We start from the raw sequence: 26,902 nt of genomic DNA, 5'->3' as shown, positions 1-26,902 counted from the left end.
CCCGCCTGCGCCAAGGCTTCGGCGTGGCAGCCTTCGCTGCCGGCTTGCCGAGCCGTAGCTGGCTTCAGCCAGCGAAGGCTGGTGGAGCCAGACGGGATCGAACCGACGACCTCATGCTTGCAAAGCACGCGCTCTCCCAGCTGAGCTATGGCCCCGTAACCAGAAGACGAATGCTCGTCAGTGCGCCTTGTCATGCTCGCCTTCGCCCAGAGGGCTACGGCGCAGCAGCCTTCCTCTGGGGAGGCTTGCCTAGCCGAAGCGCTGGAGGCGCGAAGGCTGGTGGGCCTGGGAAGACTTGAACTTCCGACCTCACGCTTATCAAGCGCGCGCTCTAACCAACTGAGCTACAAGCCCCTGACACGAGGGGCATGGATATGCGCGCAGCCGGCTGGCGCCGGATGCGTCGCACAAGCGCTAAGCCCCTGGCGCGTGTTCGTCCGCGAAGAAAGAGAAACGAAGACGGCGAAATCCCGCCAATGGAGCTCAACAATCCTGAAATTGCTGGCCCCTGATGTTTCTAAAACGATCCGATAGTGAGCGTGAACTCTCTGAAGGATCATCCTTAGAAAGGAGGTGATCCAGCCGCAGGTTCCCCTACGGCTACCTTGTTACGACTTCACCCCAGTCGCTGACCCTACCGTGGCCGGCTGCCCCCTTTCGGTTAGCGCACCGTCTTCAGGTAAAACCAACTCCCATGGTGTGACGGGCGGTGTGTACAAGGCCCGGGAACGTATTCACCGTGGCGTGCTGATCCACGATTACTAGCGATTCCAACTTCATGGGCTCGAGTTGCAGAGCCCAATCCGAACTGAGACGGCTTTTTGAGATTTGCGAAGGGTTGCCCCTTAGCGTCCCATTGTCACCGCCATTGTAGCACGTGTGTAGCCCAGCCCGTAAGGGCCATGAGGACTTGACGTCATCCCCACCTTCCTCGCGGCTTATCACCGGCAGTCTCCTTAGAGTGCTCAACTAAATGGTAGCAACTAAGGACGGGGGTTGCGCTCGTTGCGGGACTTAACCCAACATCTCACGACACGAGCTGACGACAGCCATGCAGCACCTGTCTCCGGTCCAGCCGAACTGAAGAACTCCGTCTCTGGAGTCCGCGACCGGGATGTCAAGGGCTGGTAAGGTTCTGCGCGTTGCGTCGAATTAAACCACATGCTCCACCGCTTGTGCGGGCCCCCGTCAATTCCTTTGAGTTTTAATCTTGCGACCGTACTCCCCAGGCGGAATGCTTAAAGCGTTAGCTGCGCCACTAGTGAGTAAACCCACTAACGGCTGGCATTCATCGTTTACGGCGTGGACTACCAGGGTATCTAATCCTGTTTGCTCCCCACGCTTTCGTGCCTCAGCGTCAGTATCGGGCCAGTGAGCCGCCTTCGCCACTGGTGTTCTTGCGAATATCTACGAATTTCACCTCTACACTCGCAGTTCCACTCACCTCTCCCGAACTCAAGATCCTCAGTATCAAAGGCAGTTCTGGAGTTGAGCTCCAGGATTTCACCCCTGACTTAAAGACCCGCCTACGCACCCTTTACGCCCAGTGATTCCGAGCAACGCTAGCCCCCTTCGTATTACCGCGGCTGCTGGCACGAAGTTAGCCGGGGCTTATTCTTGCGGTACCGTCATTATCTTCCCGCACAAAAGAGCTTTACAACCCTAGGGCCTTCATCACTCACGCGGCATGGCTGGATCAGGGTTGCCCCCATTGTCCAATATTCCCCACTGCTGCCTCCCGTAGGAGTTTGGGCCGTGTCTCAGTCCCAATGTGGCTGATCATCCTCTCAGACCAGCTACTGATCGTCGCCTTGGTGAGCCATTACCTCACCAACTAGCTAATCAGACGCGGGCCGATCTTTCGGCGATAAATCTTTCCCCGTAAGGGCTTATCCGGTATTAGCACAAGTTTCCCTGTGTTGTTCCGAACCAAAAGGTACGTTCCCACGCGTTACTCACCCGTCTGCCGCTGACGTATTGCTACGCCCGCTCGACTTGCATGTGTTAAGCCTGCCGCCAGCGTTCGCTCTGAGCCAGGATCAAACTCTCAAGTTGGACTTGAAACTTTAAACCGGCTGATCACAACGTTTGACGAGGTCCCACCATTCTTTGTCAGCCGAAGCCAACAAGCCGCCTGCGATTCACATCGCGGGCAACGATGGTGTAACCTTTAAAACGTGTACCGCCGAAGTCTTTCGTCCGATCTCGATGGCTGAAAGCACAAGACCTTCATCCGGGTCGAGATCCGCAAGGACTCCGCCGTCCACGTTTCTCTTTCTTCATCTTCACTTGTCAAACAGCCCGGGGCCCGAAAACCCCTCTCCCTTGTTCAGGGAGCTTCGCCCAAGTCCGAGACCCTTCAACGAAGGGTTTCAAACATCTCACTCGACGACAAATGACAACCGGTTTCCACCGGCTGTTGATTCACTCATCTCAGTGAGGAGCTTACAGGCACGAACAAATGCCTTGGCCGAGGGCCAATGCAGCGCCGCGCTCAGTGGGCGGTTTATAGGCCCGCCCCATCGGCGTTGTCAACGCCTGATGTCAAGAAATCGTCGCATCGGATCGAGAATTTTGAGTCGGCGCCAAGCCCTGTTTTTTTAAGGGTTTCGCGCCGTACTTGAGCCACAATCCTACGACGTTCTGGCATACTTGGGCATTGAATCGCTTGATACCAGTGGGGGTCGCGGGCGGTACAAGAGCCAGAAAGAGGCGAGGATCACCCATGAGGCTGTCGCCCCTTTCACGCGGACGAAAGACTTCGAAGAGATTTCCACACTATTAACAGGTGCGATTTCGGCCGTGCTTTCGGCTCGTTGTCGCAAAGATCGTGCGGTACGCCGCGCTCCCGTCCCCCTCCGGGGGTTTTTGCGGGTTTCAGGACGACCGAGGGATCTCGTCGAATGTCGATGGAATTTGGGGGGATGGCGGTTTGAGCCACAGGACGTCACGCGGGGGCGGATACGGGCGCGACGCCGGGGTCATCGACCTTGGCCACGAGCCGCCGCTTTCGGTTGACGGCACTGAGGCCGCGGTAATCGACCGCCGCCGCGTCTCTGTTCAGTGGTTTAGCGGCACCATTCTGACGGGTCTGTGCGGCGCAGCCTTGATCGGCGGCGCCGTTTTTGCGTCGCTCGACGGCGAAATGACCTTTGCCAAGATCCCCGAGCGGGTCGAAGGCACCTTGCGCGGCGCTTTCGGCGCCAACGACCGCACCGCGAGCCTTCATAAGAGCGATCGCCTGCCGCCGCCGGGCGAGGCCAGCGCCGCGCGCAACGTGGTGCGGGTTTCGACGGTGACGCGGGTCGGCAACCGCGACGTAATGCGGGTGCGGCCCTTCATCCGCATCTCCGGCAACCTGTCGATGACGACCAGCGACCTGTCCGCCAAGATCCCGCCCTTCAACGCCCAGCGCATGCTGAGCGATGTCGGCACCAGCGCGCCGGCGGCTAGCGACGATCCGAACAATCCCGACGCCGCCGAGCCCGATGCCGAGGTGTCGTTCGTCACCAAGGATCTCGCGCCGGTCCTGCCCAAGGCCAAGATCGCCGCAAACATTTCGCTCGACGAGATTACATTGCGGGTACGCGACGCCTCGAGCTGGCACGCCAGCGGCGGCGTGAAATATGCAGCCCTCGCCAATGCCACGGCCGATGTCGGCGGCGCCACCGGCGGCATCAAGCTGGCCTACGCCACCGAAGGCAACGTGTCCGACCCCTATGCCGGCTTTGAAACCCGGGTGGTCCCAGAGAACGTCACGCTGCTACCGAAGACCAAGGACCAGATCACCGGCGGCAATCCGACCGGCGAGCGCGTTCACGTCGTCAAGAAGGGCGACACCGTCACCTCGATCATGCGCGATCAGGGCGCCACGCCCGAGGAAGCCAAGGCGATCGCCTCGATGCTCGGCGCGCGCGGCCGCGACGGCGGCCTGAAGGAAGGCCAGAAACTCCGAATCCTGATGGCGCCGGCAGGTCCCGGCCAGCGGCTTGTGCCCTCCCGCGTGATGGTCGCCAACGATTCCTCGGTCGAAGCCGTCGCCGCGCTGTCCGACCTCGGCAAATACGTCGCCGTCGACGTCACCAGCATCAACACCGTCACCGATACCGCCGATAACAGCGGCAATGACGACGACGATGATGATGGAACCGGCGTCCGCCTCTATCAAAGCATTTACGAGACCGCGCTGCGCAACAAGGTGCCGGCCAACGTCATCGAGGACATGATCCGCATCTATTCCTACGACGTCGACTTCCAGCGCAAGGTGCAGCCGGGAGACTCCTTCGACGTGTTCTTCGCCGGCGAAGAAGAAGGCAACAACAACACCGAAAAATCGGAAGTGCTGTTCGCCTCGCTCACCGTCGGCGGCGAAACCAAGAAATACTACCGCTTCCAGACCCCCGACGATGCCGTGGTCGACTTCTACGACGAGACCGGCAAGAGCGCGAAGAAGTTCCTGGTCCGCAAGCCCGTCAACAACGCCATCATGCGCTCCGGCTTCGGCAGCCGCCGCCACCCGATCCTAGGTTACGTGAAGATGCACACCGGCGTCGACTGGGCCACCGCCTACGGCACGCCGATCTTCGCCTCGGGCAACGGCGTGGTCGAAACCGCGGGCTGGGAAGGCGGCTACGGCAAATACGTCAAGCTCAAGCACAACAATGGCTATGAGACCGCCTACGGCCACATGTCTGCTTTCGCCAAGGGCCTGGAACCCGGCAAGCGGGTGCGTCAGGGCCAGGTCATCGGCTTCGTCGGTTCGACCGGACAATCGACCGGCGCCCACGTCCACTACGAAATCCTGGTCAACGGCCGCTTCGTCGACCCGATGCGCGTGAAGCTGCCGCGCGGCCGTTCGCTGGAAGGCGGCATGCTCACGAGCTTCGAGAAGGAACGCGATCGCCTCGACGGCATGATGACCGGACGCGGCGCCCGCATCTCGGATGCGAGCGGCGGCCCGGTGCAGCTCACGACCCGCTGAGGGTTAGCCTCGACCATCCCAATCCGCTATGAAAACGGCCCCGCAATGCGGGGCCGTTTTTGCCAGAGCGTTTTCGAGCGAAGTGGATACCGGTTCGCGTGAAGAAAACGCGTCAAACAAGAATCTAGAGTCCGGTTCTGATTTAATCAAAACCGGATAGGCTCTTAGTTCAGCTTGCGCTTCGACACCGGCGTCTCGAACTGGGCGATTTCCGCCGTCTGCCGCGCCTTGCCGTTGAAGGTCAGCACGTTGCCTTTCGCCGAAATCGTCACGCGATCGCCGTCGTGGATCTCGCCGGCGAGGATCATCTCGGCGAGCGGATCCTGCACATTGCGCTGGATCACCCGCTTCAACGGACGCGCGCCATAGGCCGGGTCCCAGCCCTTTTCGGCGAGCCAGTCGCGTGCCGCGGCATCCAGCGTGAGCGTGATCTTGCGCTCTTCCAGAAGCTTCGACAGCCGCGAGAACTGGATCTCCACGATCCGGCCCATCTCGCTCTTTTGTAAGCGATGGAACAGGATGATCTCGTCGACGCGGTTTAGGAACTCGGGCCGGAAATGCGCCCGCACCGTGCCCATCACCAGTTCGCGAACGGCTGAGGTGTCCTCGCCTTCCGGCTGGTTGACCAGGAACTCCGAACCGAGGTTCGAGGTCATGATGATCAGCGTGTTGCGGAAATCGACCGTGCGGCCCTGACCGTCGGTCAGGCGGCCGTCATCGAGCACCTGCAACAGCACGTTGAACACATCCGGGTGCGCCTTCTCGATCTCGTCGAACAGCACCACCTGATAGGGCCGGCGCCGCACCGCTTCCGTCAGCGCCCCGCCCTCGTCATAGCCGACATAGCCGGGAGGCGCGCCGATCAGCCGCGACACGGAGTGCTTCTCCATGTATTCGGACATGTCCAGACGCACCATCGCGGTCTCGTCGTTGAAGAGATATTCCGCGAGCGCCTTTGTCAGTTCGGTCTTGCCGACGCCGGTGGGGCCCAAGAACATGAACGAGCCCATCGGCCGGTTCGGATCCTGCAAGCCCGCACGCGAACGCCGCACGGCGGTCGCGACCGCATGCACCGCTTCGGCCTGGCCGACCACGCGCTGGCCAAGGCTCGTCTCCATTTTCAGGAGCTTGTCCTTTTCGCCTTCCAGCATCTTGTCGACCGGCACGCCGGTCCAGCGCGAGACCACCTGCGCGATGTGATTGGCGGTGACCGCCTCCTCCATCATCTCACCGGCGTTCTCGTTGGCTTCGATGTCGGCGAGCTTCTTCTCAAGCTCGGGAATCCGGCCATAGGCCAGCTCGCCCGCACGCTGGAATTCGCCGCGGCGCTGGGCGTCGGCGAGTTCGATGCGGAGCGCGTCGAGCTCGCTCTTGAGCTTCTGCGCGTCCGACAGCTTGCTCTTCTCCGCGCTCCAGCGCGCGGTCAGGCCCGCGGATTTCTCCTCGAGTTCGGAAAGCTCCTTCTCAAGCGTCTTCAGGCGGCTCTTCGAGCCGGCGTCGCTTTCCTTTTTCAGCGCCTCCTGCTCGATCTTGAGCCGGATGATTTCCCGGTCCATCGAATCGAGCTCTTCCGGCTTGGAATCGACCTGCATCTTCAGCCGCGCGGCGGCCTCATCCATCAGGTCGATGGCCTTGTCGGGCAGGAAACGGTCGGTGATGTAGCGGTTCGACAGCGTGGTCGCAGCGACCAGCGCAGAGTCCGTGATGCGCACGCCGTGATGTTGCTCGTATTTGTCCTTCAACCCGCGCAGGATCGAGATCGTGTCCTCGACCGTCGGCTCGGAAACGAAGATCGGCTGGAAGCGGCGCGCCAAGGCGGCGTCCTTCTCGACGTGCTTTCGGTACTCGTCGAGCGTGGTCGCGCCGATACAATGCAGTTCGCCCCGCGCCAGCGCGGGCTTCAACAGGTTGGAGGCATCCATGGCGCCATCGGCCTTGCCGGCGCCGATCAGCGTGTGCATCTCGTCGATGAACAGGATGATCGAGCCTTCGGCCGAGGTGACCTCGGACAGGACGGCCTTCAGCCGTTCCTCGAATTCGCCGCGATATTTCGCGCCCGCAATCAGCGCGCCCATGTCGAGCGACAACAGACGTTTGTCCTTCAGGCTCTCCGGCACGTCACCGTTGAGGATGCGCAGCGCCAGGCCCTCGACGATGGCGGTTTTGCCGACGCCGGGTTCGCCAATCAGCACGGGATTGTTCTTGGTTCGACGCGACAACACCTGGATAGTGCGGCGGATTTCCTCGTCGCGCCCGATGACGGGATCGAGCTTGCCGTCACGCGCCGCCTGCGTCAGGTCGCGGGAATATTTCTTCAGCGCGTCATAGGCGTTTTCGGCCGTGGCGCTGTCGGCGGTACGGCCCTTGCGCAAGGTCTCGATCGCGGCATTGAGGTTTTGCGGCGTGAGGCCGCCCTTGCGCAGCAGGCTGCCTGCCTCGCCGTCCTTAGTCAGCGCCAGACCGAGCAACAGCCGTTCGACGGTGACAAAGCTATCGCCGGCCTTTTCGGCCGCCTTCTCTGCGGCGTCGAAGGCGCGCGCCAGCTCGGGCGCCAGGTAAACCTGTCCTGCACCGCTGCCTGAAATCTTGGGTAATTTGTTGAGTGCGTCCTCGGTGGCCTTGAGGATGGCGCGGGAATTGCCCCCGGCGCGGTCGATCAGACCGCTGGCGAGGCCTTCATTGTCGTCCAGCAGCACCTTGAGCATATGCAGTGAGGAAAACTGCTGATGCCCCTCGCGCACGGCCAGAGTTTGCGCCGACTGGACAAAGCCCCTCGCGCGCTCGGTATATTTTTCGATGTTCATTCGTCACTTCCCTCGGCATGCCAAAGCTACCCTGAAAAGGCATAGCAACGGCATCTTCATTGGGGTTCCGTGCGCCGCATTGACGTTCCTCAACCGGACACGGGCCGTCACCAGCGCTGGCTCACGCTCACGCCGGCTTGAGGCAAATGTGGGAAGCGCCCCGGACAAACGGAAGAGGCGTTTTCACAAATTCGTGTGCGGCAGATACGGGGGCGAAAATCCCTTAAGAACAAGCGCATGCCCGCACAAATCACCGGCCTTTACCGCTATCCCGTCAAGGGTCTCTCGCCGGAGCCCCTCACCGAAGTCGCCCTCGGTACCGGGGAGACTTTTCCGGCCGACCGGCGCTACGCCATCGAAAACGGCCCGAGCGGTTTCGACCCCAAGGCGCCCGCCTGGCTGCCCAAATCCCAGTTCCTGATGCTGATGCGCAATGAGCGCCTGGCGGCACTCAAGACCCATTTCGACGATCGCTCCCACAGCCTGACCATTCGAAGCGATGGCGAGGTGGCCGCGCGCGGCGACCTGGAGACGGCGGAGGGGCGCGCCGCCATCGAGCAATTCTTCACGGCGAATTTTGCCAGCGACCTCAAGGGCCCGCCGAAGGTGCTGTCGGCGGACGGCCACAGCTTTTCGGACGTCGCCCGCAAGGTCGTCTCGATCATCAATCTTGCAAGCGTGGCCGCCGTCGAAGGCTTCGTCGACTGGGCCGTCCATCCCTTGCGGTTTCGCGCCAACATGCACGTCACGGGCTGGCCGGCCTGGCATGAATTCGACCTGCTCGACCGCACGCTTGCAATCGGCGATGTCCGCCTGAAGGTGGTCAAGCGGATCAAGCGCTGCGCCGCCGTCAACGTCGATCCCGACACCGCGCTCCGCGATCTCGAAATCCCGAACACGTTGCAACGCCGGCTCGGCCATGCCGATTGCGGCATCTATGCCGAGGTGATTACACCCGGCACGCTTCGCGTCGGTGACGAGGTTGACGCCGAGGAGCCGGTCCTGGTGTAGCGGCGGGAGTGTCCCGACGCGCGGTTCCTCGTGTCCCGGACGCGATGCAGCGTGTAACGCTGCTTCGCAGAGCCGGGACCTGGGTGAACGGCGACAAAACTTGCCATGGACCCCGGATCAGCAGCGCACCGTTCACACGCTGCGCTGCGTCCGGGGAACCAAAGCCGCTGCAATAACGTGGCGGGTGCAGGCCTTAGTTCGGCATCACGTAAGCGTAGATCCGGCCGCGCGAGATCGGCGCCTCCTTCACCCGGTTGCCGTTATTGCCCGAGATCATGATCGGATTGCCGTTCCGGTCGATGCCGGTGATGATTCCGACATGGCCGCCGCCGCGACGGCCCATCACCGCGATCGCGCCGACCTCCGGACCCGATACGCGATGGCCGTAGCTCGCAAACGAACTCGCCATATCCGAGCCGGTGCCGCGATGGCCGGTGCGCGCCAGCACCAAATTCATAAAGCGCGCGCACCACAGGCTGCCGCGGCTGGTCGGGTTGCCACCGAGATAATGCCGCGCTTCCATGACGAGGTCAGACCCGCCGCCCGAGCTTGCAGCACTGGTGGTAAACGTCTCCGGCGATACGCTGGCATAGGCATTCGCGACGCGGCGCGTCCGCAGTGCGGCGACGTGATCGTCCCATCGCGACCGTCGCGCCAGGTGACGAATGCGATGTGAGGGGCGGTGATAGGCGAAGTGACGTCGCGCGTGATGGCTGAAGTCATGGGCGTGGATGAAGCGCCGCGAATGATGATGCGAGCGAGCCGCAGCCGGCGTCACGGAGACGGCAAACGCCGTCGAGCACAGGGCGAACGCCACAAGCGAGCGTCGAAACGAAGTTGATCGGAGCATACTCAATTGTTCCTTTTTGACGCCCCCATTGCCCACCGGCGAGATGCTGCCGGCTTCCGGGCGCGTTAAAAAAATTCCGGTGTGGCGACAGCAAGACGGGATGCGGCAAGCCGCCAGCCGTTCGAAGGTGATTCCGCGCAGATTTCGTGACGGAAATGAAACGGCAGTTGCCCCATTGCAGCCATCAGCATTAACTGCGAACTTCATCTCGCGACGCGTTCGCGCCGAAGAGCGCGAGACGACAAGAACAACAGGAGAAGGAAGGAATGCCTTACGCCACCGCCAACGACAAAACCCGCCTCTATTACGAAGAAGCAGGCAGCGGCACACCGATCCTGTTCGTGCACGAATTCGCGGCCGACCACACCAATTGGGAGCCGCAGATGCGCTACTTCTCGCGCGGCCACCGCTGCATCGCCTATTCGGCGCGCGGCTATACGCCTTCCGATGTGCCGCCGTCGGCGGACGACTACAGCTACAAGCATTTTTATACCGACGCGCTCGCCGTCCTCGATCACCTCAACATCGCCAAAGCGCATTTCGTCGGGCTGTCGATGGGCTCCTATTCGTCGCTGCAGGTCGCGCTCAACGCACCGGAGCGGTTGCTGTCGATGACGCTCGCCGGCGTCGGCTCCGGATCTGCCATCGAAAATCTCGACACCTTCCGCAAGACCTGCCGTGACACCGCCGATCAGTTCGAAAAACTCGGCTCGGCCGAGGTCGCCAAGGTGACGCGAGAGGCGCCGGGGCGAATTCCGTTCCTGGTAAAGGACCCGCGCGGACATGCCGACTTCTACGCGGCGTTGGCCCGCCACGACTCAAAAGGCTCGGCCAACACCATGCGCGGATTCCAGGGCGGCCGGCCTTCGATCTATACGATGGCGGATGCGATCAACAAGGCGACGACGCCGGCGCTGATCATCTGCGGCGACGAGGACGACGCCTGCGTGGAACCGAGTTTGTTTCTGAAGAAGCACCTTCCCGCGTCGGGCCTGACATTCTTTCCGAAATCAGGCCACGTGCTCAATCTGGAAGAGCCGGCGCTGTTCAACGAAATGGTCGAGCGCTTCATCGCGCTGGTGGAAGCCAACCGCTGGAATCCGCGCGATCCGCGGTCGGTGTTGCCTCATTAAAATCAAAGGAGAGAAGCGATGGAGCTAAAGGGCGCGGTGGCACTGGTGACGGGCGGCAATGGGGGGCTGGGGCAGCGCATCTGCCACGCCCTTGCGCAGGAGGGCGCGCATGTCGCGATCATGTACGCGCGCAGCCGCGAGCAGGCGGAAGGCGTCGCCGGCGAACTGGCGTCGCGTTATCACATCAAGTCTCAAGCGTTTGCCTGCGACATCACGGACGGTGCGGCCGTGAATCGGCTGGTCGGCGAAGTAACGCAAGCGTTCGGCCGCCTGGATATTCTCGTCAATGATGCCGCTTACAATTTCGCGATCCCTTTCGCCAATCTCGACGATCTGACGCTGGAGGTCTGGGAAAGGATCATGGCCACCAACCTGACGGGGCCGATGCTTCTGACCAAGGCGGTCGCCCCTGTCATGAAGGCTCAGGGGAAAGGCCGCATCGTCAACATCGCGTCGGTCGCTGGCTTAAGCCCTATGGGCTCTTCGATCGCTTATGCCGTATCCAAGGCGGGGCTCATTCATCTGACGCGTTGCATGGCGGTGGCGCTGGCGCCGGAGACGCTGGTCAACTGCGTGGCGCCGGGTCTCTTGGACGGCACGCGCGCGACAGCGAACCTCCGGTCCGAGCAGATCCAGAATTCGGCAGCGAGCTCGCTCCTGAAGAAGCCCGCCGACAAGGACGACTGCGCCGACATGGTGGTCACCATGTGCCGCACCGAGACCATGACCGGCCAGACCGTCGTCATCGACGCTGGACGAATCTTCCATTGAGGCAGCGAACGCTGGGGATGGTGACAACAAGTACGGCTCGCCAGGGAGCCCGAAGGAAACCATTAAAACCATTCGCGTGCCGGACCAGGGTCCCTGCATTTCCCGTTAACTTTTTATTGAGGGCAGAGCCGGCCGGGCTAAAAATTTTTAGCGGCCCTCTTGAAACCAAAAATCGATTTTTTTATTTTTCCGTTGCCGCCGATAGGTGGTGTCCCCGATGCCTTAACGGGTCAGGGACTTAAGGACGGGCACCGGTTGTGTCCGGTGCCTCATACCCATCTTGCTCTTTGGAGGATTTGGCTATGCGCACTTATGACTTCTCCCCCCTGTTTCGATCGACCATTGGTTTCGATCGCCTGTTCGACCTTGTCGAGACGGCCCAGCGGGCAACGGACGAAGGTTATCCGCCCTACAACATCGAACGACTGGCTGAGGACACCTACCAGATCACGCTGGCTGTGGCGGGTTTCTCGCCCGACGAGGTCTCGGTCACGGCCGAGCAGAACGTCGTTACCGTCGAAGGCGGCAAGACCGAAAAGACCGAGCGCGAGTTCCTCTACAGGGGTATCTCGACCCGTCATTTCAAACGGCAATTCAACCTGGCCGACTATGTTCAGGTGAAGGGCGCGACGTTTGACAACGGCTTGCTCAAGATCGAGTTGGTCCGGGAAATTCCCGAGGCCATGAAGCCGCGGCGGATCGCCATCAATGGCGCATCGGCCGGCAACGTGCATCAGCTCGAAGGCAAGGCCGCGTAGATTTAATCTTGAAAAGGACAAGCATTCCCGCCTGGAGCCCGGGCGGGAATGCAGCCTCTCATCCTATCTGGCGAAACATCAGCGGTATCGGAAAGGAGGACACCCGATGATCGAACATGCCGATAACATTATTGACCTGAACGCTATATTGCATCCCGGTGCTGTCTACGACCATCCGCGCGATGTCCTGGCGGACCAGACGATATCGACCGGCGAGAAACGGGCCATCCTCGCGTCCTGGGCGTCGGATGCGGCTGCCGTGGTGTCGAACCCGGCGCTGAGGGAACTGCCGGGATCGCGCAACATCGTGACGATCGATGAAGTGCTTGAGGCGCTGTCGGCGCTCGATCCCGGACCCAAAGAGCCGCCCGGCGGCAAACCAGCCCGCACGAAGTCGACCGCCCGGGTCAGCATGGCAGCATAGAACGTCGAGGGGATGAAAGGATGATTGACGAAAAGCTTGCGCGTTTGCGAACGCACCGCAACAACATCAGCCGCTACCGTCGCTTGCTCAACACCCGACTGACGGACTTCGAACGCGAGTTCATCGAGAAACGGCTTTCCGAGGAACGGTCTGCGATGGAACGTCTTGCCGCTTCCACATTCCCTCTGACCTTCCAAATGCCGGTGCGGGAAGTTTACGCAACACCAACGGCCGAAGCCGTGACGTGATCGTCAGATGGTTCGCAGGATCGCAACGTCCAGTCGATTTCTGACTTTCGAAATCGTCTTGAAGAAGGGCCGGCGAACGACGTGGCGGTGGTGCATATGTACAAGCGACGGCGGTGTCGTCATGCGCGGATCGGAAACGACCAGGCCCGCAGCCAGATACCAGGCTGAAAGAGCACTCTTCCTGTTGCTGCTGTCCGCACCGTATCACCCCGCCATTGGTCGCCGACCAGCCTTCTAGGGCTACCGCCCGGTGTGCAGCGCCGACTGTTGTAGCTTGGCCTAGCGTGATGCCAATCGCCGCCATCTGGATTCGATCCGCGCCTTGATGGCGCGGACACGGGCTTCATGAGCAGCCCAGAAGGCCCGGCTCGCCGCAGGCGTGCCCTGCCGGTACTGCGCATAGACGTCCTTTGGCGAAATGAGCAGCGACCGCAGCTGGTTATTCGCCAGCACGGAACTGGGAATGATCGAAGGCGGCGTCGTTCCCGCCGCGAGCGGTGAACCCAAAGCGGCGAGATGGCCTTTCGCCCGATTGCAATAATTCACGGAGCGCGCCGTCATGACCTCCTCGCCGTGTCCGGCGCGATACTTCATCAACGTACGGCACAGGTCGCCGTCCGCCAGACGCCAGGCCTTGCTCAGATAGGCTACGCCGTAATGGATATTGATTTCCGGCCTCGCGAGTTCTTCGGCGCTGCCCCTGAATCCCAGCATCGCAGCCGTTCCAGGCCTTACCTGCATCAGGCCAATTTCACCGACGCCGCCGATAACTGTGGGGTCGTAGTTGCTCTCGATGTGCACGACTGCGTCGGCGATATCAGGCGGAAGCCCGGCTTTTTGAGCTTCCTGCTCGACCATGGCGCGGATCGCTGCCCGGAAGGAGGGACCGGACATGTCGCTCGTCTTTTCCACGTCGGCCTTCGGGTCGTCCGGCGCCTTTGGCGGCTCCGCAGAATTCGGCTCGGCTACGGCCAAGGTCTTCGGACCAGCCGACGTGGCGAGCAGAATGGCCGCCAAGATAAGACGTAACCTGAAGTTATCCATCAAAACGTCCCCGGCACAAAAGGACCTGAGGTTGTCCGAGCAGAGGAGTATGAGCATATTTTCTAATATTCGGAGAACTCGATCTCGAATTCTTGTCTCCAACAGACCTTAATTTCCAATCCTGGTCCCGCACTCCCCTTTGCGCCAATCGGCGAATTTTGCAAACCCGATCAGGCTGATGCTACCTGTCCAGTCCTCGCCGCAAAAATATTTCGCTTCGCGTTTCACCCAAATCAAATCCATAAGCGCCGCCGTCCTGCGCTCACAAGAGGGGCGTTTCGCGATCGTCACGAACGTTGGGCGCGGGATGCGGTGGACGCTTGTCGCGCGCAAGACGAACGCGATCGATCAAGCGGACGGCGAAGTCGTGTGGTCCTGACGCCCCGATGCTGGCGTTCAACTCGCGATGATGCTGCGCATCACGCGGGGATGGTGACAACAAAGCCCGGTCACCAGGGAGAGCACGAAGGAAACCGTTAAAACCATTCGCGTGCGGGAATGCCGGGTGAAACCGGCGCGACCGTAGTGGACTTACTCGCGTGTTTTCTATTTTCCACGCGAGGCTGCGGGTGCGTTGGCCACCCGGCATTCCCCACGCCCTCTTTGGGCGAAGGATATTTGGATAACTCGGGCGTGATGCGCAGCGGGGCATGCTGACATGCGCCGTTCGTGGCCGCATCCTTCGAGACGCGCGCAAGAGCGCGCTCCTCAGGATGAGGGTCTGCTAATTCCTCATGGTGAGGAGCGCGGCAATGCCGCGCGTCTCGAACCACGAGGCCCGGATGTCGTGGCTGTTTGACAGGTTAATCAGAAGCAGCGGCGGAAGCCGCGGTTCGCCGGGACGACTTAGTGAGCCAAACATCGTCACATCAGGAGGACTGCGGGTCCGGCGCAGTCGTGAGGCTCAACCGCTGAAGCGTGCACAATCCGAGGTCAAAACTGGCTTGATAGCCCCCCAATCGTCATGCCCCGCGAAGGCGGGGCATCCAGTACGCCGCGACATCTCGGCTCAAGCACCGACGTCTCTGGAATACTGGATCGTCCGGTCAAGCCGGACGATGACAGATTACCGCGTCACTTCTTCTCGCCACGGCTGAGCAGGAAGATGCCCTGCTCGCCGAACATGTTCCAGAACCACCAGGGCGCGCTGACCCGCAGCGGACGGCCATAGAGATCGAGCGCCTCGGCGCGCTCCATCTTGACGCCGATCTCGTCGCAGAGCTGCACGAAATCCTTGATGGTGCAGAAGTGAATGTTCGGCGTGTCGTACCAGGTGGCGGGCAGGTTTTCCGTGCGCGGCATGTGGCCGCCGATCAGAAGCTGCAAGCGCATCCGCCAGAAGCCGAAGTTCGGAAACGACACGATGGCGCGGCGGCCGATGCGCAGGAGGTTTTCCAGGACGGCCTTGGGCTGCCGCGTCGCCTGCAAGGTTTGCGACAGGATCACGTAGTCGAAGGCGTCGTCCGGATAATTGACGAGGTCGGTGTCGGCGTCGCCCTGCACCACCGCAAGCCCCTTGGCGACGCAGCGGTTGACGCCTTCGCGCGACAATTCGATGCCGCGGCCGTCGATGCCGCGACTTTCCAGAAGCTGCAACAGATCGCCGTCGCCGCAACCGACGTCGAGTACTTTCGAGCCGGATGCCACCATCTCCGCGACCAGCAAGTGATCGCCGCGATGCGCAACGCTACGATCGTGTCCGCCGGCCGGACTGAGCGGCAAGGCCTGTTGCTGCGCGCTCATGCCTCGCCGGCCACCGAAAGCCCGCGCGCCTTCGCCGCCGATTGCAGGAAGGCGCGGGAGATGTCGAAGAATTCGGGAACGTCGAGCAGGAAGGCGTCGTGCCCGCGGTCGGTCTCGATTTCCGCAAAACTCACCCGCGCGCTGGAAGCGTTGAGCGCATGCACCAGCGCGCGCGACTCGGAAGTCGGAAACAGCCAGTCGCTGGTGAAGGAGACCACGCAAAAACGGGTCTGGATGCCGCGAAACGCCCGCGCCAGCACGCCGTCATGGTCGCCGGCGATATCGAAGTAGTCCATCGCCCGCGTCAGATAGAGATAGCTGTTGGCGTCGAAGCGCTCGACAAAGGACGAACCCTGATAGCGCAGGTAGCTCTCGACCTGAAAATCGGCGTCAAACGAAAAGGTCGGCAGTTCGCGATCCTGCATCCGGCGGCCGAATTTACGATGAAGCGCGGCATCCGAAAGGTAAGTGATGTGCGCGGCCATGCGCGCGACGCCGAGGCCGCGATGCGGCTGGGTGCCTTTTTCGAAGTAGCGGCCGTTGTGCCACTCGGGATCGGCCATCACGGCCTGACGGCCAAGTTCGTGGAAGGCGATGTTCTGCGCCGAATGCCGCGTCGAGCACGCAATCGCCAAGGTCGAGAACACGCGCTTCGGATAGGCCGCGGTCCATTGCAGCGCCTGCATGCCGCCCATGGAACCACCGACCACGCAGAACAGCGTTTCGATGCCCAGATGATCCAGCAGCATCGCCTGCGCCCGCACCATGTCGGGAATGGTGATGACCGGAAAATCCAGTCCCCACAATTTGCCGGTCGCCGGATTGGTGGAAGCCGGTCCGGTCGACCCCATGCAGCCACCGATCACGTTCGAACAGATGATGAAGTAGCGGTCCGTATCGAGCGGACGGCCCGGACCGACCAGGGTCTCCCACCAGCCGGGCTTGCCGGTCACGGGATGCACGTTGAAGACGTGCTGGTCGCCGGTCAGCGCGTGACAGACGAGAATGGCGTTGGAGCGCTCGGCGTTGAGTTCGCCATAGGTCTGGTAGGCGATCTGGAACGGCGCGAGATCGACGCCGCAATCGAGCCGCAGCGGCTGGTCGGCGCCAAATTGCGCGACCTTGGAGCTTGGGTGATCCGCCTCATGCGACCGCTCATCCGCGTGGATCGCGGGAATTGGTACGGACTGCACTTTTACCATCGTGATACCGATCCCTCGAGGCGCGCTCTTTCGAAAATCGCCCCGGAAATCAGGCCATAAAAATTCCGGCCTGAACGGAAGTTCGGCCGGGATCATTCTGTCCCCGGCCTGTTTAGCGAGTTTTTTAACGTGGCTGCAAGCCGGCCGGCTCAAATGACCACGGAACGACATAAAATTAGTCCCTTACCCCCCGAGCGTCAAGGCAAGGCCGTGGTTAATGAGGCCCTGGTCCTCATGGTGAGGAGGCGCTTGCGCCGTCTCGAACCATGAGGGAGAACGGGGCCAGCATCCTTCGAGACGCGCTTTCGCGCTCCTTGCGGATGAGGAGCTAATTTCGTCAGGTTTCGAACATGACCAAGCCGCCCCCTTCGCCACCATCGCTGGCCGATCTGCGCCAGGAGATCGACACGATCGATGCGCAGGTGCACAGCCTGTTGATGCAGCGCGGCGATATCATCGACCGGCTGATCCAGGTGAAGCAGACCCAGGAAGTCGGCTCGGCCTTTCGCCCTGCGCGCGAGGCCGACATGATGCGCCGCCTGGTGCAGCGTCATCGCGGCATCCTTCCGCTCGACACCGTCGAAAGCATCTGGCGCGTCATCATCTCGACCTTCACTTACGTGCAGGCGCCGTTCTCGGTGCATGCCGACATTTCGGCCAGCGAGCCCGCCATGCGGGATTCGGCGCGGTTTCATTTCGGCTTCACGGTGCCTTACGTCTCGCATTTCAACGCACCGGCCGCGGTCGAAGCGGTCGCCAGATCCAAGGGCGATCTGGCGCTGGTGTCGGCGACCGCAAGCCGCACGCCGTGGTGGATCGCGCTCGAACCGCGCGATGCGCCGAAGATAATCGCGCGGCTGCCCTTCGTCGAGCGCGCCGACCATCCCGCGGCGCTGCCGGTGTTCGTGGTGTCGCGGGTGGCCGACAGCGCCATGGTGACCGAGGTCGAGACATGGAGCGTGCGCGTCTCCGGCTGGAACGCCGATACCGCCCGCGCGCTGTCGCCCCTGGCCGACATCGTCGCGGTGCCCGATACGGCCTTCGACGGCGCGGCGTTGCTGGTGTCGGTCGCGGCCGGCCACCTCGAAAAGGTCAAGGCGGCGCTGATCGAAACCGGGGCCTCGGTGCGCTCATCGGCCCTCGTCGGCAGCCACGCAACGCGCTATACGGTGCCCAACGGCACGGCAAAATAGCCGCCCGTTATTTCCGGAGTTGAAGATGTCCCGACCCGTGCCGAATCCCGGCATTCTCGATATTGCGCCGTACACGCCCGGCAAGAGCCCGAAGGCGGAACCGGGCCGCAAGGTGTTCAAGTTGTCGGCCAACGAGACGCCGTTCGGCCCCTCGCCGAAGGCGATCGAGGCCTACAAGGGCGCGGCTGCGCATCTCGAGGACTACCCGGAAGGCACCTCGCGGATTCTGCGTGAGGCGATCGGGCGCGCTTTCGGGCTCGACCCCGACCGCATCATCTGCGGCGCCGGCTCCGATGAAATCCTCAACCTGCTGGCGCACGCCTATCTCGGCCCCGGCGACGAGGCGATTTCGACCACCCACGGCTTTCTGGTCTATCCGATCGCGACGCTGGCGAACGGCGCCGTGAACGTCGTCGCGCCCGAGGTCGATTACACCGCCAATGTCGATGCGATGCTCAAGCTGGTCACGCCGAAGACCAAGCTCGTCTGGCTCGCCAACCCGAACAACCCGACCGGCACCTATCTGCCGTTCGACGAGGTGAAACGCCTGCGCGCGGGCTTGCCGTCGCATGTGCTGCTGGTGCTCGACGCAGCCTATGCCGACTATGTCTCGCGCAACGACTATGAGATGGGGATCGAACTGGTGGCGACCAGCGAGAACACCGTGATGACCCACACCTTCTCGAAGATCCACGGCCTTGCGGCGCTGCGTGTGGGGTGGATGTTCGCACCCGCCCACATCGTGGATGCGATGAACCGCATCCGCGGGCCGTTCAACGTGTCGACGCCGGCGATGCTGGCGGCCATCGCGGCGATCGAAGACACCGCGCACCAGCAGATGTCGAAGACCCACACCGAGAAGTGGCGCAACCGCCTCACCGAGGAGATCAGCAAACTCGGCCTCAAGGTGACGCCGAGCGTCGCCAATTTCGTGCTGATCCACTTCCCGCTCGAGGGCAAGACGGCGCTGGACGCGGATGCGTTCCTGACTAGCCGCGGCCTCGTGCTGCGAGGATTGAAGAATTACAAGTTGCCGCATGCCTTGCGGCTGACGGTCGGAACCGAAGAAGCCAACAAGCTCGTGATCGAAGGCTTGCGCGACTTCATGGGGGTGAAGTGAGCACCGCAGGGCATTTCGACCGCATCGCGCTGGTCGGCTTCGGGCTGATCGGCGGCTCGATCGCGCGCGCCGCGCGCGATCAGGGTCTGGCCAAGGAGATCGTCACCACCGCGCGCTCGGCCAAGAGCCGAGCGCGGGTGGCGGAGCTCGGCATCGTCGACCGCGTCGTTGAAACGAATGCCGAAGCCGTCAAGGGTGCCGACCTCGTGATCCTCTGCATCCCCGTCGGCGCCTGCGGACCCGTTGCGGCCGAGATCGCGCCTCATCTGAAGCCGGGCGTCATCGTTTCCGACGTCGGCTCGGTCAAGGCTTCCGTCGTCAAGGACATGGCGCCACATCTGCCGGGAAACGCGCATTTCGTGCCGGCGCATCCGGTGGCGGGGACAGAAAATTCCGGGCCTGATTCCGGCTTCGCCGAGCTCTTCATCAATCGCTGGTGCATCCTCACCCCGCCCGAGGGCACGGACGCGAACGCGGTCGACCGACTGCGCGCGTTCTGGACTGCTCTTGGCGCCAAGGTCGAGATCATGACACCCGAGCATCACGACCTCGTGCTCGCAATCACGAGCCATCTGCCGCATCTGATCGCCTACACCATCGTCGGCACCGCCGACGAGCTGGCGCAGGTGACTTCGTCGGAAGTGATCAAGTTCTCGGCCGGCGGCTTTCGCGATTTTACCCGCATTGCCGCATCCGATCCGACCATGTGGCGCGACGTGTTCCTCGCCAACAAGGAGGCCGTGCTGGAAATGCTCGGCACCTTCAACGAGGACTTGTCAAAGCTCACCCGCGCGATCCGGCGCGGCGACGGCGAGGCGCTGTTCGAGCACTTCACCCGCACCCGCGCAATCCGGCGCGGCATCGTCGAGACCGGACAGGATTCAGCGGTAGCCGACTTCGGCCGTCCGCACGAACAACTGAAGAAATAATTCTAGAACAGCGGCGGGACCTGTCCGACCTTCAGCGGGCCGAGATAGACCGTGCCATCGGCAAAGCGCAGCGGGAAGGTACGCGCCGGCTTGCCTTCCAGTGTCGCCGCCGTGCCGAGCGCGTTGATCCCGGCCGCGACGCCTGCATTGGCGTTCTGCTTGACCACCTTGCCGAGACCGGGAATGGCCTTGTCGAGCGCGCCGAGCAGGTTGGTGACGTCCTGGCTCCTGACGCCCGGCGCGACACGGTCGAGGGTCGCCTGCGGCACGCCGTCCTCCAGCATCTTCTCGATACCGAGCGCCGGGATGATCTTCTCGAGGCCGGTCACCGTCATCTGGAGTTCACCATTGATCTGACCTTGCGCGTTCAGCCCCAGCGAGCCCGCGGCGATCGCGATCAGATCGTCCTGCTGAATCCGCGACTGCACGATCTCCACCTGCCCGCCGCCGGCTTGCAGTTCGCGAAAGCGCTGCGGCCACGGCTTGGGCGTGAGGTCCTTCAGCCCAATCAGTTTCGCATGAATGTCCGCGCCGAACGGGCGCGCCAGCACGGGATGAACGTCCTGCGCACTGCCTGCTTCGATTTTCAACACGCTTTCGATGATGGGGTCCTTCGCGGTCGAACCTTCGGCCAGACGGCCATGCAGTTCGACATGCTTGGCGCGCGCCACCGGCACCTGCACCGCGTTGTTGTTGACGCGATCGATCCCGACATCGTCGAACACGATCGAGGCGCGCTGCGGAATGGCGGGTAATCCGACCACGCTCGAACGCGCCACACTCCAGCTCACCTGCATCGCGGGCGCGTTCGCCGTTTCGGAAATTGTCGCCGGCGACTTGAATTCCGCGATCAACAATTTGGGATCGTAGATTTGCGCGACCGCGAGGATTTCGCCGAGATCGATCGTGACGGGCGCAGACGCCGCGCCTGCGGTCTGCGATGTCAACGCAACGCGCGCACCGTCGCAGCGGACCTCGAGGCGGAATGGATAGCCGGAGATCGACTGTTTGGCGCAGTCATAGCGTCGTCCGGACTTCGCCTCTTGCGCACGCCAGGCATCCGCCTTCACCTCGGCCTGCGACACGGCATAGAACCAGAACGCGCTCCATGCCGCGGCGGCAATCAGGAGCAGGATCGGGATTGCGAAAAGCGGCCACCGTGAGCGGGGACGCGGGGTATCTGAAGGCAGGGTCATGCTGGTCATGGACGGGACCATTGGCGGGCAATTTTGTCAAATATAAGCAGCCACTTGTCAGACAATACCGGCCGAATTTCCACTTCGTTTCACAGAGATGTTCTGATAGCCATCTTTTCGAATGCCCGACCAACCCTCTAAACCTGCTCACGAAGACCTCTGGGTCTTCGGCTATGGCTCGCTGATGTGGCGACCGGGGTTCGAGTTCCTCGAACAGGTTCCGGCGCGGTTGATCGGCGAGCACCGCGCGCTATGCGTCTATTCTTTCGACCATCGCGGCACGCCGGAGAAGCCTGGCCTCGTGCTCGGGCTTGACCGTGGCGGCGCCTGCCGCGGCATCGCGTTCCGCGTTGCCGCCGCGCGTCGCGACGATGTCATCGGTTATCTGCGCGGCCGCGAGCAGACCACGCATGTCTATCGCGAAGTGATGCGCTCGGTCTGGCTGGAGAACGAACCGCGTGCACGGGTGAGTGCGCTGGCGTATGTCGTCGACCGCGGTCACGTCCAATATGCCGGGCGACTTTCGCTCCAGGAGCAGCTTCGCTACGTACGCCAAGGTCATGGCCGCTCCGGCAACAATCGCGACTATGTGCTCGAGACCGTGCGGTCGATCGAGGCGCAGGGATTCCGCGATCCGCAGTTGCATCGGCTTTCGCTGATGCTGCACGACGAGGCGCCGCTGCACCGCTAACGTCGATACTATGCTTTGGTGGAGGCCGAGTTCGGCACGCCGTCAAACAGCTGCCGCTGCTCAGCCCGAGCCACCTCGACGAGCCGCGCCGTCGCATCCTCGATCGCGACTGCAATACGCTTCAAGAACTCGTCGCGCGGCAGGCCCGGCGGCACCGGATCGAGGAATTCCACCACCAGCGTGCCGGGATAGCGCATGAAGGTTCGGCGCGGCCAGAACAGTCCGGAGTTGAGCGCGACCGGCAGGCAGCTTTGGCGGCAACTCGCATAAAGCTGCGCGACGCCGGGCTTGTAGTCCGGCGGGGCACCGACCGGCCTGCGCGTCCCTTCGGGAAAGATGATCAACTGGCGGCCATTGCGGACTTCCTCGCTGGCCTGCCGCACCATCTTCAGCAGCGCGCGGCCACCGGCGCGGCGGTCGACCGAGATCATGCCGGCCTTGATCAGATACCAGCCGAAAAACGGAATCCGCGTCAGCTCGCGCTTGAGGATGTAGAGCGGTTGATCGAACATCTGCAGCAGCGCGAAGGTTTCCCACATCGACTGATGCTTGGAGGCGACGAGCAGCGGTCCTTTCGGGATTTTCTCGACGCCGCGATATTCGACTTTCACATTGCAGACAATGCGCAACAGCCAGGTGCTTTGCCGCGACCAGAGTTTGGCAATCGTCAAAATTGCCGTGTGCGGCATCACGACGGTGGGGATCGCAACGATCAGCCAGCCGATCAGAAACACGTAGAACAGCACGTTGTAGATCAACGAGCGCAGGAAAATGGAAATCATCGATGATCTCGACTAGTTCGCTAGCGCGGTCGCCGGCTGGCGCGGCGTGGCGGGCGGAGCGTCGCCTGCTTCGCGCGTCACGTCGAAGCCTGCATCCGCCAGGCGCACCCGCAACTCGGCGGCAACGTATTTGACGTACTCCGATAGCACCAGGCGCAACGTTCCGCCATTGCTCCACCAGGGTTCCTCACGCCATTTGTCGCCGACCACTGCGTAGGGGATCAGGGTGATGCCCGGCATTGCGTGCGACAATTCCACGATCGCACGCGGCATGTGATAGTTCGACGTGACCACGATCAGGGACTTGAAGCCCCGTTCACGCACCCAGCGCCGCGTTTCGGCGGCGTTGCTACGGGTGTTGACCGCCGACCGATCGAGATCGACGCAGCAGCTCAAGAGCGATTGATTGTCGGACAGCGAGCGCGAGATGTCGCTAGCGCCGCTCGCCGGGTGCACGCCGGAAATCAGCAGCCGCTTTCCATAACCGTCCGCCAATAACTCCATCGCGTCGGATACACGGGATGATCCGCCCGTGAGCACGACGATGCCGTCGGCGTTGCGCGGCGGCCTGGCCTCGGTACCGCGCAATTGCGAAAGGAATCCGACGAAGCCGGCGGCGGTCGCGACAACGGCGATGGCAAGCAGGCTTGCGATCACAGCCCGCCACCCCTTCCGCGGCGCAGCGGAAGCCAGAGCACTCGGTCGATCGGCGGACGGAAGGCTCATGGCAATCAGGCGATCCCCTCTTCAGCTCAATTCTAAGGCATGAACCTCAGAAACACGAACCGGTTTTCGCGCCTGGACTGAGGCCCAAAGCCTCATTCGATGTCGTTGAGGGTTGCAAACAACGTCCGGCGCGAGGCCCAGGCCGTGATCGCGGCGATCACCACCGCCTGGACCGCAAGGATCAGATAGCCCGAGGGGCGCAGCGAAAACGTTCCGAGAAGCGCGGCGAACTGATCCCCGACCGGAGTGCCTGAAAACCAGTTTGCGATCGATTCCGAAAAACCAAAGACCAGCATTGCGATGCCGCCGCCGATCAAGCCGCCCTCGAGGCCGAGCCGCAGGAAATGCCGCAGGAAGCGATTGGCAATGAAGCGGTCGCCGGCGCCAACAAAATGCAGGACTTCCACGATGGGACGGTTCGCGGCCATTGCGCCGCGGGTCGCAAACGAAACCGAGATGATGGTGGCGACGATCACCAGCGTCAGAATGCCGATGCCAGCGACCACCGTGGCGCCGGTCATCGAGCGCATCCGTTCGATCCAGGCGCGATGATCGTCGACGCTTGCGGTCGGCGCTGCCTGCGTCATGCGTCGGCGCATCGTATCGAGATCGACTACCGATCCCGGCTGGACGCGCACGACGAGAACGCGCGGCACGGGAAGTTCATCGAGCGACAAACCACTGCCGAGCCACGGCTCCAGCAGCTTGGCGGACTCCTCGCGCGAGAACGGCCTGACGTCGACGATGCCCGACTGCGCCCGCACGGCGTCCGCCACGGCCGCGGCGTCGCGATCGAGGTCGCGCCCCGGGGCCGGGCGAACCTGGATCGTGATCTCGCTTGCAACCTCCGACTGCCATTCGGCCGCCGACGCGCTGACCAGCAACACCGTGCCGGTCGTGATGGAGGCCAGGAAGGTCATGATGGCGACGACCGCCACCAGCGCACTGCCGGAGATCGAACCCCGCGGCACGATCGGCGACATGTTGCGCGCCCGCGCCGGCACCTGCGGGCGCTCGCGCCCCAGGTCGACCAGCGGGCCGTGTTGATCCGCCCTACTCATAGATATGCAACCGTCCCTGATGCAGTACGAGCCGCCGGGCTTCGTACTGATCCATCAGGTTCATATCATGGGTTGCGATCACCACCGCGGTTCCGGACTTGTTCAATTCGATGAACAGCCGCAGCAAGCGCCGCCCAAGCGTCGGGTCGACGTTGCCGGTCGGTTCATCCGCCAAAAGCAATTGCGGCCGCGAGATGACGGCACGCGCAATCGCCGCCCGCTGCTTTTCACCACCTGACAAGATCGGCGGCAGTGCGTCCATGCGTTCGCCGAGACCAACCCATTTCAGGAGATCGATCACTTCCTTGCGATAGCTCGACTCGTCGCGGCCGATGACACGGAACGGCAAAGCGACGTTTTCATAGGTCGTCATGTGATCGAGCAGGCGGAAGTCCTGCAACACAATCCCGATCCGTTTGCGCAGGTCGGCGATCTGATCCTTGTTGAGCAGCGAGACATCGTGGCCGAACAGGTTGACCAGGCCGCGGGTCGGTCGCAGCGACAGGAACAACAGCTTCAAGAGCGAGGTCTTGCCGGCGCCGGAAGGGCCCGTGAGGAACTGGAAGGAATGGGCGGGAATCAGGAAACTGAGGTCGCGCAGAATCTCCGGGCCGAGCCCGTAGCGCAATCCGACATTTTCGAACCGAACCAAGTTGAGCTCCGTTCGATGAAGGGCGCGACCGGAAACCTTTAAAACCGGCGATCTCAGCCCCAGGGGCCTTGCCAGCCGCCGGGAACCACAGAAAGCGTTTTGCTTCGTTTATGGTTTCCGATTCGTTAACGCTCGCCTTGTAGCATTCCGGTGCCCCGCTTCCGAAGTCAATTGGCGCTGGTTTGCAGCATCAATCTTGGAAAACGAGGGCACCGGCGACCCCGGCCAGCGTCCTTCGCGGAGAACGGCTCCATGCAGATCGTTTGCCCTCATTGTTCTACCTCCTACGGCATTAGTCCGGCAGCGCTCGGCGAGGCCGGCCGCACCGTGCGCTGCTCCCGTTGCAAGGAGACCTGGCTGGCCCGGCCGGAAGATGTGGTCGAATTCGCGACGGCAGAGGCCGGTGCCACCGACGAAGCGTCCGGATGGGGTCATACGAACGACTATGGCGACGCGGAAGGCGACACTCCGCATGTCGACAGCCCCTCGATTTCCAGCGACTGGCAAGGCTCGGCCGAGGATCAGGACCTGGCCGGCTGGCCGGCCGACGCCCATGATGATCTCGACGAGACACGGTCGGGGCGCTTTTCGTGGCTTGGCAGGCTGGTCCCGACGGCGGCTATCGGCCGCCTGCCCAAGGCGCCGGTCGGGCTCACCACCGCCTGCGCCGCGATGGGCGCACTGGCGCTCGCGACCCTGATCTGGCGCGCCGAACTGGTGCGGCTGCTGCCGCAGACCGCAGGCTTCTACAAACTGGTCGGCCTCGACGTCAATTTACGCAGCCTCAAGTTCAAGGACGTCAAGGTGTCCTCCGAGACGGTGGAGGGCAAGCCGGTGCTCGTGATCGAAGGCTCGATCACGGGCGAGTCCAGCAAGCCGGTTGAAATTCCGCGGCTGCGCTTCAGCGTGCGCGACGCGCAAGGCGCGGAAATCTACGCCTGGAACGCCGTACTCGAGCAGTCCGTCCTGAGGCCGGGCGAGCGGGCGCAGTTCAAGTCGCGCCTGGCCTCGCCGCCACCGGAAGGCCGCAATATCGACGTGCGCTTCTTCAACAAGCGGGACCTCGGCTAGCGGTCACGCCTGATCGCTTTCGCAAGCTCAGGGAATAACCATGTCACGCGTGCTGATCGTCGACGATGAAGAAGCGATGCGCCTTCTGGTCGCGCGCGCCATCGCGATGGACGGCCACGAGATCTTAACCGCCGCCGACGGCGCCGAGGCGCTCGATATCCTGAGCGGCCCGAATGGATCGTTCGATCTGCTGCTGACCGACATCCAGATGCCGATCATGGACGGGATCGCGCTGGCGCTGACGGCCGCGCGCGATTTTCCGCAACTGACAATTTTGCTGATGACCGGGTTCGCCGACCAGCGCGAGCGCGCCTCCGGCCTCAACGCCATCGCGCACGACGTGATCAGCAAGCCGTTTTCGGTGGCCGATATCCGAACCGCGGTCGCGGACGCGCTGGCATCGCGCGAAACGCACTAGCCCTACCGCATCACAGATCGCTCTCCCCTCATCCTGAGGAGCCGCGCACGCGGCGTCTCGAAGGATGAGGCCGATACTGGGGCCTCTATGGTTC

The 26,902-nt window shown here is 62.5% G+C and carries 23 protein-coding genes, 2 tRNA genes, 1 rRNA gene and 1 riboswitch; of the genes, 13 read left to right on the top strand and 13 right to left on the bottom strand.

Features of this window, described 5'->3' with window-relative positions; all coding sequences use genetic code 11:
* Nucleotides 1–79: 79 nt before the first annotated feature.
* The 3 genes from BUA38_RS18250 to BUA38_RS18240 form a co-directional block, all read right to left on the bottom strand.
* Nucleotides 80–155: transfer RNA gene (locus tag BUA38_RS18250), tRNA-Ala, on the bottom strand.
* A gap of 122 nt (nucleotides 156–277) precedes the next feature.
* Nucleotides 278–354 (bottom strand) — tRNA-Ile (locus BUA38_RS18245).
* A 212-nt stretch (nucleotides 355–566) separates the two neighbouring features.
* Nucleotides 567–2,055, bottom strand: a 16S ribosomal RNA gene (locus BUA38_RS18240).
* Nucleotides 2,056–2,932: 877 nt separating this feature from the next.
* Here BUA38_RS18240 and BUA38_RS18235 point away from each other — a divergent pair.
* Nucleotides 2,933–4,981: a peptidoglycan DD-metalloendopeptidase family protein gene (locus tag BUA38_RS18235; RefSeq protein WP_072819881.1), complete on the top strand. Its 2,049-nt coding sequence runs from the start codon at nucleotides 2,933–2,935 to the stop codon at nucleotides 4,979–4,981.
* 164 nt (nucleotides 4,982–5,145) lie between these two features.
* Here the strand turns inward: BUA38_RS18235 and clpB are convergent, their stop codons facing one another.
* Nucleotides 5,146–7,785 (bottom strand): ATP-dependent chaperone ClpB, encoded by a 2,640-nt coding sequence (clpB, locus tag BUA38_RS18230; RefSeq protein ID WP_072819879.1) that lies wholly within the window; start codon nucleotides 7,783–7,785, stop codon nucleotides 5,146–5,148.
* 237 nt (nucleotides 7,786–8,022) lie between these two features.
* Here clpB and BUA38_RS18225 point away from each other — a divergent pair, with 237 nt between their 5' ends.
* Complete coding sequence (locus BUA38_RS18225) at nucleotides 8,023–8,796, top strand: MOSC domain-containing protein (protein ID WP_072819877.1); 774 nt, start codon at nucleotides 8,023–8,025, stop codon at nucleotides 8,794–8,796.
* Between the two features lie 193 nt (nucleotides 8,797–8,989).
* On the opposite strand, the gene BUA38_RS18220 is transcribed toward BUA38_RS18225, so the two are convergent.
* Nucleotides 8,990–9,646: a TIGR02594 family protein gene (locus tag BUA38_RS18220; protein WP_072819875.1), complete on the bottom strand. Its 657-nt coding sequence runs from the start codon at nucleotides 9,644–9,646 to the stop codon at nucleotides 8,990–8,992.
* Nucleotides 9,647–9,912: 266 nt separating this feature from the next.
* On the opposite strand from BUA38_RS18220, the gene BUA38_RS18215 reads away from it, so the two are divergent.
* The 5 genes from BUA38_RS18215 (at nucleotide 9,913) to BUA38_RS18195 (ending at nucleotide 12,980) form a co-directional block, all read left to right on the top strand.
* Entirely contained in the window at nucleotides 9,913–10,779 is an 867-nt protein-coding gene (locus BUA38_RS18215; protein ID WP_072819873.1) for an alpha/beta fold hydrolase, read from the top strand.
* Nucleotides 10,780–10,797: 18 nt separating this feature from the next.
* Nucleotides 10,798–11,550, top strand: a complete 753-nt coding sequence (locus tag BUA38_RS18210; protein WP_072819870.1) for an SDR family NAD(P)-dependent oxidoreductase — start codon at nucleotides 10,798–10,800, stop codon at nucleotides 11,548–11,550.
* 302 nt (nucleotides 11,551–11,852) lie between these two features.
* Nucleotides 11,853–12,308: a small heat shock protein HspD gene (gene hspD, locus BUA38_RS18205; protein WP_072819868.1), complete on the top strand. Its 456-nt coding sequence runs from the start codon at nucleotides 11,853–11,855 to the stop codon at nucleotides 12,306–12,308.
* A 106-nt stretch (nucleotides 12,309–12,414) separates the two neighbouring features.
* A complete protein-coding gene (locus BUA38_RS18200; RefSeq protein WP_072819866.1) occupies nucleotides 12,415–12,732 on the top strand; it encodes a hypothetical protein in 318 nt (105 codons plus the stop codon).
* A 20-nt stretch (nucleotides 12,733–12,752) separates the two neighbouring features.
* Nucleotides 12,753–12,980 (top strand): hypothetical protein, encoded by a 228-nt coding sequence (locus BUA38_RS18195; protein WP_072819864.1) that lies wholly within the window; start codon nucleotides 12,753–12,755, stop codon nucleotides 12,978–12,980.
* A gap of 279 nt (nucleotides 12,981–13,259) precedes the next feature.
* Here the strand turns inward: BUA38_RS18195 and BUA38_RS18185 are convergent, their stop codons facing one another.
* The 3 genes from BUA38_RS18185 to metX form a co-directional block, all read right to left on the bottom strand.
* Nucleotides 13,260–14,024 carry a lytic transglycosylase domain-containing protein gene (locus BUA38_RS18185; protein WP_072819850.1) on the bottom strand — a complete coding sequence of 255 codons (765 nt, stop codon included), beginning with the start codon at nucleotides 14,022–14,024 and terminating at the stop codon, nucleotides 13,260–13,262.
* Nucleotides 14,025–15,098: 1,074 nt separating this feature from the next.
* Nucleotides 15,099–15,767 carry a methionine biosynthesis protein MetW gene (gene metW, locus BUA38_RS18175; RefSeq protein ID WP_072819846.1) on the bottom strand — a complete coding sequence of 223 codons (669 nt, stop codon included), beginning with the start codon at nucleotides 15,765–15,767 and terminating at the stop codon, nucleotides 15,099–15,101.
* Nucleotides 15,764–16,969 (bottom strand): homoserine O-acetyltransferase MetX, encoded by a 1,206-nt coding sequence (gene metX / locus BUA38_RS18170; RefSeq protein ID WP_072826216.1) that lies wholly within the window; start codon nucleotides 16,967–16,969, stop codon nucleotides 15,764–15,766. The genes metW and metX overlap by 4 nt, the downstream gene beginning before the upstream one ends.
* Before the next feature lie 91 nt (nucleotides 16,970–17,060).
* Nucleotides 17,061–17,140: riboswitch (SAM riboswitch) on the bottom strand.
* A 179-nt stretch (nucleotides 17,141–17,319) separates the two neighbouring features.
* Here metX and BUA38_RS18165 point away from each other — a divergent pair.
* The 3 genes from BUA38_RS18165 to BUA38_RS18155 are packed head-to-tail and all read left to right on the top strand — an operon-like array spanning nucleotide 17,320 to nucleotide 20,211.
* Nucleotides 17,320–18,162, top strand: a complete 843-nt coding sequence (locus BUA38_RS18165; RefSeq protein WP_072819844.1) for a chorismate mutase — start codon at nucleotides 17,320–17,322, stop codon at nucleotides 18,160–18,162.
* Nucleotides 18,163–18,187: 25 nt separating this feature from the next.
* Nucleotides 18,188–19,282, top strand: a complete 1,095-nt coding sequence (gene hisC, locus BUA38_RS18160) for a histidinol-phosphate transaminase (protein WP_072819842.1) — start codon at nucleotides 18,188–18,190, stop codon at nucleotides 19,280–19,282.
* Nucleotides 19,279–20,211 (top strand): prephenate/arogenate dehydrogenase family protein, encoded by a 933-nt coding sequence (locus tag BUA38_RS18155; RefSeq protein WP_072819840.1) that lies wholly within the window; start codon nucleotides 19,279–19,281, stop codon nucleotides 20,209–20,211. The genes hisC and BUA38_RS18155 overlap by 4 nt, the downstream gene beginning before the upstream one ends.
* A 2-nt stretch (nucleotides 20,212–20,213) precedes the next feature.
* Here BUA38_RS18155 and BUA38_RS18150 read toward each other — a convergent pair whose 3' ends face one another.
* Complete coding sequence (locus BUA38_RS18150; protein WP_072819838.1) at nucleotides 20,214–21,416, bottom strand: DUF2125 domain-containing protein; 1,203 nt, start codon at nucleotides 21,414–21,416, stop codon at nucleotides 20,214–20,216.
* A gap of 112 nt (nucleotides 21,417–21,528) precedes the next feature.
* On the opposite strand from BUA38_RS18150, the gene BUA38_RS18145 reads away from it, so the two are divergent.
* Nucleotides 21,529–22,098 carry a gamma-glutamylcyclotransferase gene (locus BUA38_RS18145; RefSeq protein ID WP_072819836.1) on the top strand — a complete coding sequence of 190 codons (570 nt, stop codon included), beginning with the start codon at nucleotides 21,529–21,531 and terminating at the stop codon, nucleotides 22,096–22,098.
* Between the two features lie 8 nt (nucleotides 22,099–22,106).
* On the opposite strand, the gene BUA38_RS18140 is transcribed toward BUA38_RS18145, so the two are convergent.
* The 4 genes from BUA38_RS18140 to ftsE form a co-directional block, all read right to left on the bottom strand.
* Nucleotides 22,107–22,880 carry a lysophospholipid acyltransferase family protein gene (locus BUA38_RS18140; RefSeq protein WP_072819834.1) on the bottom strand — a complete coding sequence of 258 codons (774 nt, stop codon included), beginning with the start codon at nucleotides 22,878–22,880 and terminating at the stop codon, nucleotides 22,107–22,109.
* Between the two features lie 12 nt (nucleotides 22,881–22,892).
* The gene (locus BUA38_RS18135) at nucleotides 22,893–23,606 is read right to left on the bottom strand and encodes a YdcF family protein (RefSeq protein WP_072819832.1); all 714 of its coding nucleotides are present in this window, start codon (nucleotides 23,604–23,606) and stop codon (nucleotides 22,893–22,895) included.
* A 92-nt stretch (nucleotides 23,607–23,698) separates the two neighbouring features.
* The gene (locus BUA38_RS18130) at nucleotides 23,699–24,667 is read right to left on the bottom strand and encodes a cell division protein FtsX (protein ID WP_072819830.1); all 969 of its coding nucleotides are present in this window, start codon (nucleotides 24,665–24,667) and stop codon (nucleotides 23,699–23,701) included.
* Nucleotides 24,660–25,319, bottom strand: a complete 660-nt coding sequence (gene ftsE / locus BUA38_RS18125) for a cell division ATP-binding protein FtsE (protein ID WP_072819829.1) — start codon at nucleotides 25,317–25,319, stop codon at nucleotides 24,660–24,662. The genes BUA38_RS18130 and ftsE overlap by 8 nt, the downstream gene beginning before the upstream one ends.
* 252 nt (nucleotides 25,320–25,571) lie before the next feature.
* Here ftsE and BUA38_RS18120 point away from each other — a divergent pair, with 252 nt between their 5' ends.
* Both BUA38_RS18120 and BUA38_RS18115 read left to right on the top strand, forming a co-directional pair.
* Nucleotides 25,572–26,390 (top strand): MJ0042-type zinc finger domain-containing protein, encoded by an 819-nt coding sequence (locus tag BUA38_RS18120; protein ID WP_072819827.1) that lies wholly within the window; start codon nucleotides 25,572–25,574, stop codon nucleotides 26,388–26,390.
* 40 nt (nucleotides 26,391–26,430) lie between these two features.
* On the top strand, nucleotides 26,431–26,808 hold the full coding sequence (locus tag BUA38_RS18115; RefSeq protein ID WP_072819825.1) for a response regulator: 378 nt from the start codon (nucleotides 26,431–26,433) through the stop codon (nucleotides 26,806–26,808).
* Nucleotides 26,809–26,902: the final 94 nt, after the last annotated feature.

Origin of the sequence: Bradyrhizobium erythrophlei (genome assembly GCF_900142985.1) — a bacterium.
Lineage (GTDB): Bacteria > Pseudomonadota > Alphaproteobacteria > Rhizobiales > Xanthobacteraceae > Bradyrhizobium > Bradyrhizobium erythrophlei_B.
The sequence above is the reverse complement of the archived record's forward strand: the minus strand, read 5'-3'. Positions and strand labels throughout refer to the sequence as shown.

What these genes read in the sequence shown, in the direction of transcription:
- clpB (WP_072819879.1), bottom strand. Translation starts at nt 7,785, where the DNA reads ATGAACATCGAAAAATATACCGAGCGCGCGAGGGGCTTTGTCCAGTCG.
- BUA38_RS18225 (WP_072819877.1), top strand. Translation starts at nt 8,023, where the DNA reads ATGCCCGCACAAATCACCGGCCTTTACCGCTATCCCGTCAAGGGTCTC.
- BUA38_RS18220 (WP_072819875.1), bottom strand. Translation starts at nt 9,646, where the DNA reads ATGCTCCGATCAACTTCGTTTCGACGCTCGCTTGTGGCGTTCGCCCTG.
- BUA38_RS18215 (WP_072819873.1), top strand. Translation starts at nt 9,913, where the DNA reads ATGCCTTACGCCACCGCCAACGACAAAACCCGCCTCTATTACGAAGAA.
- BUA38_RS18210 (WP_072819870.1), top strand. Translation starts at nt 10,798, where the DNA reads ATGGAGCTAAAGGGCGCGGTGGCACTGGTGACGGGCGGCAATGGGGGG.
- hspD (WP_072819868.1), top strand. Translation starts at nt 11,853, where the DNA reads ATGCGCACTTATGACTTCTCCCCCCTGTTTCGATCGACCATTGGTTTC.
- BUA38_RS18200 (WP_072819866.1), top strand. Translation starts at nt 12,415, where the DNA reads ATGATCGAACATGCCGATAACATTATTGACCTGAACGCTATATTGCAT.
- BUA38_RS18195 (WP_072819864.1), top strand. Translation starts at nt 12,753, where the DNA reads ATGATTGACGAAAAGCTTGCGCGTTTGCGAACGCACCGCAACAACATC.
- BUA38_RS18185 (WP_072819850.1), bottom strand. Translation starts at nt 14,024, where the DNA reads ATGGATAACTTCAGGTTACGTCTTATCTTGGCGGCCATTCTGCTCGCC.
- metW (WP_072819846.1), bottom strand. Translation starts at nt 15,767, where the DNA reads ATGAGCGCGCAGCAACAGGCCTTGCCGCTCAGTCCGGCCGGCGGACAC.
- metX (WP_072826216.1), bottom strand. Translation starts at nt 16,969, where the DNA reads ATGGTAAAAGTGCAGTCCGTACCAATTCCCGCGATCCACGCGGATGAG.
- BUA38_RS18165 (WP_072819844.1), top strand. Translation starts at nt 17,320, where the DNA reads ATGACCAAGCCGCCCCCTTCGCCACCATCGCTGGCCGATCTGCGCCAG.
- hisC (WP_072819842.1), top strand. Translation starts at nt 18,188, where the DNA reads ATGTCCCGACCCGTGCCGAATCCCGGCATTCTCGATATTGCGCCGTAC.
- BUA38_RS18150 (WP_072819838.1), bottom strand. Translation starts at nt 21,416, where the DNA reads ATGACCAGCATGACCCTGCCTTCAGATACCCCGCGTCCCCGCTCACGG.
- BUA38_RS18145 (WP_072819836.1), top strand. Translation starts at nt 21,529, where the DNA reads ATGCCCGACCAACCCTCTAAACCTGCTCACGAAGACCTCTGGGTCTTC.
- BUA38_RS18140 (WP_072819834.1), bottom strand. Translation starts at nt 22,880, where the DNA reads ATGATTTCCATTTTCCTGCGCTCGTTGATCTACAACGTGCTGTTCTAC.
- BUA38_RS18135 (WP_072819832.1), bottom strand. Translation starts at nt 23,606, where the DNA reads ATGAGCCTTCCGTCCGCCGATCGACCGAGTGCTCTGGCTTCCGCTGCG.
- BUA38_RS18130 (WP_072819830.1), bottom strand. Translation starts at nt 24,667, where the DNA reads ATGAGTAGGGCGGATCAACACGGCCCGCTGGTCGACCTGGGGCGCGAG.
- BUA38_RS18120 (WP_072819827.1), top strand. Translation starts at nt 25,572, where the DNA reads ATGCAGATCGTTTGCCCTCATTGTTCTACCTCCTACGGCATTAGTCCG.
- BUA38_RS18115 (WP_072819825.1), top strand. Translation starts at nt 26,431, where the DNA reads ATGTCACGCGTGCTGATCGTCGACGATGAAGAAGCGATGCGCCTTCTG.